At 66.8% G+C, this 4,966-nt stretch carries 3 protein-coding genes; all 3 read left to right on the top strand.

From position 1 onward, the window contains the following. Window positions 1–860: type VI secretion system baseplate subunit TssG (locus HV675_RS31890; protein WP_175115439.1), on the top strand; the 860-nt coding region annotated here is incomplete at its 5' end. After that, the gene (locus tag HV675_RS31885) at window positions 857–3,505 is read left to right on the top strand and encodes a contractile injection system protein, VgrG/Pvc8 family (RefSeq protein ID WP_175115438.1); all 2,649 of its coding nucleotides are present in this window, start codon (window positions 857–859) and stop codon (window positions 3,503–3,505) included. The genes HV675_RS31890 and HV675_RS31885, both read left to right, overlap by 4 nt. Window positions 3,506–3,512: 7 nt before the next feature. Continuing rightward, the coding region (locus HV675_RS31880) for a DUF2169 family type VI secretion system accessory protein (protein WP_175115437.1) at window positions 3,513–4,966 on the top strand (1,454 nt) is incomplete at its 3' end.

Raw genomic sequence — 4,966 nt, 5'->3', positions numbered from 1 at the left:
GGCGCAGCGGCGCCGGCGCGCTGCTTGCGCTGCGCCGCTACCTGGGCGTGCCCGCTGCGCAACTGGAGCCGCTCGTGGGCAGCTGGCGCAAGCTGTTGCCCGTCGACCGGCCGCTGCTCGGCGTACGCGCGACGACGCTCGGCCGCGATGCGGTGTTGGGCACGCATATCTGGAACCAGTGCGCGGGCGTGCGCCTGACGGTGCCCGACGTCGACTACCCGAGGCTGTGCGCGCTGCTGCCGCCGCGCCGGTATCCGGCTGCTTCGCTGCAGGGCGGGACGCCGACGCCGGCTGTGGATGATGGGGCGACTCAGCCTCAGGGCATCGGCAGTGTGAATGTGGGTGCAAGCGCCAGTGCCGGCGTGGGTGCGAATGTGAGTGCGGATGCGGGTGCGAGTACGGGTGTCAGTGCGAGTGGGGGCGCGAGTGTCAGTGCAGGCGCGAGTGCGCGCGCCAATGCCGGGGGCGACGGGCATGGCGCGCAGGAGACGAAACCGGACGCGGCGGCGCCGGTGGACGGTTATGCGGGTCTCGCGCAAATGGTGCGGCTGCTGTTTGACCGACGCGTCGACTGCCACGTGACGCTGACGATCCGCACGCGCGATCTGCCGCCACCGATGCTGACAGGGCGCGTCGATCAGCCGCTGCCAGGTTTGCGAGCGACCGAGATGCAACGTGCGGCCGATGCAACCAACGCAACCAACGCAGACAACGCATCCGCCACCGCACACACCACCCGCTACGCAGGCTTGCGCCTCGGCCAAACCGCATGGCTCGGCACTCCCCGCGACGCGCCGGACGACGAGCGCCGCGCGGTGATGTTCACGATTATCGGCGACCCGCAAGGAGTGCCCGCATGAGCGCCCGCGACGACATCGGCACGACACGCATCGAGCGGATCGAATCGCCCGATCCGGCGGTGTTTCTGCACGTCGGCATCTTTCTGCCCGGCGGGCGGATTCTCGGTGCGCAGACGCTGCGCGCCGAACGGCTCACCGGCGAGGAACGCGTCTCGCAGCCGTTCTCGTTCGAACTCGAACTGCGCGCAAACGAAACGCCATCGGCCCGCGTACCGGCGCTGCGTTTCGATCATCTGATCGGGCGGCCGGTCACGATCGGCATCGACCGCCCGGACCCGCACGCGTCAGCGCAAGGCCGGGCGCCCGACGCGGCCGGCGCGTCGAACCTGCGCTTTGCGGCACTGCTCGCCGGCGGCGCGCCGGACCCGACGCTTACCGTATTCAACGGCATCGTCACCGCGTTCTCGATGAGTCAACCCGGCGTTTATCGCGCATCGATCAAGCCCGCGCTGTGGAAGCTGACGCTGACGAACCGCTATCGCGTGCTGGCGCAGATGAGCGTCGCCGACGCGATCGGCGCACTGTTGCGCGAGCACGGCATCGCATGTTCGCTCGACGGCATCGCGGGGTCGCACAATCTCGCGCGCACCCGCGTGCAGGACTGGCTGCAGGCCGGCGAGTCCGATTTCGCGCTGCTGCAGCGGCTGATGGGCAAAGCGCATATCCACTACTACTTCGAGCACACCGGCACCGGCCACACGGTGATGTTCTCGAACCGCGCGCAGTATCCGCAGATCAGCAATGGCGGGCGTCCGTTGCGCTACACGTTCACCGACCAGTCCGAAAACGGCCTGATCCAGGATGACGTCGTATCGGAGTACACGTTCGAGCAGTCGCTCGTGACGAGCGGCGTCGACTGCGTGCTCGCGCTGCAGCAGGAAGTCTGGGAAATGGACACGATTCCGGTGTTCCAGACGTATTTCGCCGAGCGCAGCCATTCCGGCGAACTGCCGTTTACGCAATACAAGCAGTATCAGTACGGCGTCAGTGCCCGCCAGGCCGACGAAATCGCGAACGCGTCGGACGCCACGCGCCGCGCGTCGGCGGCGAACCTGTCCGGCAGCAGCACATGCGCGCAGATGCGGGTCGGCTACCGTTTCGAACTAGTCGCGCCGGCCGACCAGTCGGCGGCCGCGCCGGTGCAGCCGTCGCTCGAACATCAATGGTTCGTGCTGACCCAGGTCACGCACGAGGCGGACCAGCAGAGTTATCACAACCGTTTTACCGCGACCGAATCGTCCGGCCTGATCACGCCGTTCTCGCTCGATGAAACCCAGCAAGGTTCGCTGTTCGCAACCGTCGTCAATGCCGATGGCAGCACCGCACCGACCAACTGGCGTTACTACTCGAAGGAAAACTTCGAGATGGTCACCAACGATCTGATCGATCGCGACGCGTCGCCGCAGACGCTGCACGCGAAAGGCGTGTACGTGCGCTTTGCGACCGAGCGGGACGGCGCGACGACTGCGCCGGTGTGGGTGAAGCTCGCTGCGCATATGCAAACGGTGCCGGAAGTGGGCGTCACGGTGGTGGTCACGCGCGCGCAGGACGAATCGGAACTGCCGGAGATTCAGAGCATCGTGCACGCAAACGGCTCGCGCGTGATCACGCCATCGGGCTGGACCGCGAACACGTCGGTCGGCAGCAGCCATTCGACTTCGTACGGCGATAACCTGAGCATCCGTTTCGGCGCGGCCTCCGATGTGTCGTCGCAGCGCACGCTCGATCACGCGATCGACCTCGTGTCCGAGGCCTATGCGAGCGGTCAGTATCGCGATGCGAGCTATTCGCAAGGCGCGAGCTACAGCTATGCGACATCCGAAAGCGGCGCGCAGGGGTGGTTGAGCCGCTCGTACTCATACGGGTCGTCCTTCAGCGCGAACTGGGCGGCGCAACAGCAGAGTTTCAGCGCGGTCGGCCGCGTGTATAGCGAAAGCGTGCATGGGCGCAGCGATCCGGCCGGCAACGCGCCGTCGCCATCGCCGGCGCCGGATGCGGTGATCGCAAGCGTCACGACCGTGCACGGCGACACGTACAACCAGTCGGCAAACCATGGCAACACGACGAGCCTCAACACGGTCACCGGCAATTCGACGTCGACCAATGTGGTGAGCGGCACCAGTGCGTCGGATACGAAGATCGGCAGCAACGAGTCGGTATCGACCATCGGCTCGTCGAGCAATCGCAGCACGACGCTGGTGACGGAGAACGTCAATATGGTCGGCATGTCGACCGATACGTCGATGATGGGCATCACGCGATCGATGTCGCTGATCGGCAGCACGTCGACCACCGGCGTGATCGGCTCGTCCAGCTCCACCAACGTCACAGCCGAATCGAGTTCGACGTCGATGACCGGCACGCATGACTCGCTCAACCTGGTCGGCGTGTCGAGCAGCGTGGATATCCAGGGCTCGACGACCTCGATGAGCCTCGTCGGCAGCTCGACGCGCATGTCGCTCGCGGACGAAACCTTCGATATGTCGCTGACGGCGACTGAGACGCGCATATCGATGGTCGCCGAGCAGAACACGATCCAGATAACCGGGCCGGGCATTCACTTCAGCTCGCAGCCGGAACAGCCCGACATCAAGGTCGGCAATGCGTCGATCACGCTTGTCGGCGTGATTCAGATCTACCTGTGAGTGCGCGATGAAAGTCATCAAACCCATGACGCTCGGTGCGTTCACCCGCTCGTACCTGTTCGGCGGCGAGCGGCGCTTCGCGATCTCGGCGCTCGGTTTCTTTCCGCTCGGCGTGCCGGTGCAGCGATTTGCGACCGAGAACGAGCAGTGGCCCGCGGTCGTCAACGCGCTCGCGTCGCTTGGCATTCCGCAGCCGCTCGACGAAGTATTCGCAAAGCCGCGCGCGGAACTGCTCGTGACCGGCAGCGCGTACGCACCGCAGCAACAGCCCGTGCGAAAGATGCAGGTGACACTCGCCGCCGCGGGCGTGACGAAGACACTCAACGTGACCGGCGAGCGCGAATGGCGCTACGACCCGTGGTTATGCATCGGCGAACCGCAGCCGTTCGTCACGATGCCGCTCGGCTATGCGCGCGCATTCGGCGGCGCCCGGCATGCGGGCAATCCGCTCGGCAACGGATTCAACCGCAACCGCCTTGCCGCACTGATCGGCGCCAATCGCGGCGCGATGCCGAACCTCGAGATGCCGGACGAACCGGTGCGCCGCCACTGGATCCGCTACGCGCCCGCGAATTTCGGCCCGCTCGGGTTCGACTGGCAGCCGCGCATCGGTCACGCAGGTCGCTATGGACGCAGATGGCGCAGCAGCGACATGCCGGGTTTCCCGTCGAATGCGTCGCGCGATCTGTTTCTGCGCGCGCCGGCCGACCAGCAACTCGCCGGCTATCTGCAGGGCGGCGAGCCGTATTGCCTGACCGGCATGCATCCATCGCAGGCGAGCATCGAAGGGCACGTGCCCGCGCTGCGCGCACGGGCGTTTATCCGGCGTCGCGACGGAGCGGGGATCGAAGAGGTGAGCCTCGCATTCGACACGCTGTGGTTCTTCCCGGAACTGATGCTCGGCGTCGCGCAGTATCACGGCGAAACTGTGCATCAGGATCCGCTGTCGTTCGATATCGACGCGGTGATGGTCGCGTACGAGGCCCAGTCGGCGCCGCGTCCGTTCGCGCACTACGAGCAGGTATTCGCGAACCGCACGGATCCTGCGCTTGCTGCCGCGCATATGTTCAACGAGTCCGAGCTTGCTGCCGACTACGACGCACCGGCACTGGCGGCCCGCAACGAAGCCGTGGCCGCGCGGCAGCGCGCGGCGGACGATGCGCGCGCCGGGCGCCGCGCCGCGTGGATCGCGGACTTTTGCGAAACCACCGGCATGGATCCGGCGACGCTCGCGCAGCAGCAGACGCCGCCGCGTGCGCCGCTGCCGGTTCCGGACCGGGCGAGCATCGCGCAATCCGATTTCGATCTGACCGACATGCTGGCCGGCGTCGACGCGCTCGTCGCGGATGTGCAGGCGCAGGCCGAACGCCTGCGCGCGACGCTTCCGGAACTGCCGCCCGCGCCTGCGCCCGCGGAAGACACGCATGCGCGCCGCGAGGCCGCGCTGGTTCGCGCCGCCGT

The organism is Paraburkholderia solisilvae (genome assembly GCF_902859875.1).
GTDB lineage: Bacteria > Pseudomonadota > Gammaproteobacteria > Burkholderiales > Burkholderiaceae > Paraburkholderia > Paraburkholderia solisilvae.
This window is presented reverse-complemented; position numbering and strand designations above follow the sequence as displayed.

What these genes read in the sequence shown, in the direction of transcription:
- HV675_RS31885 (WP_175115438.1), top strand. Translation starts at nt 857, where the DNA reads ATGAGCGCCCGCGACGACATCGGCACGACACGCATCGAGCGGATCGAA.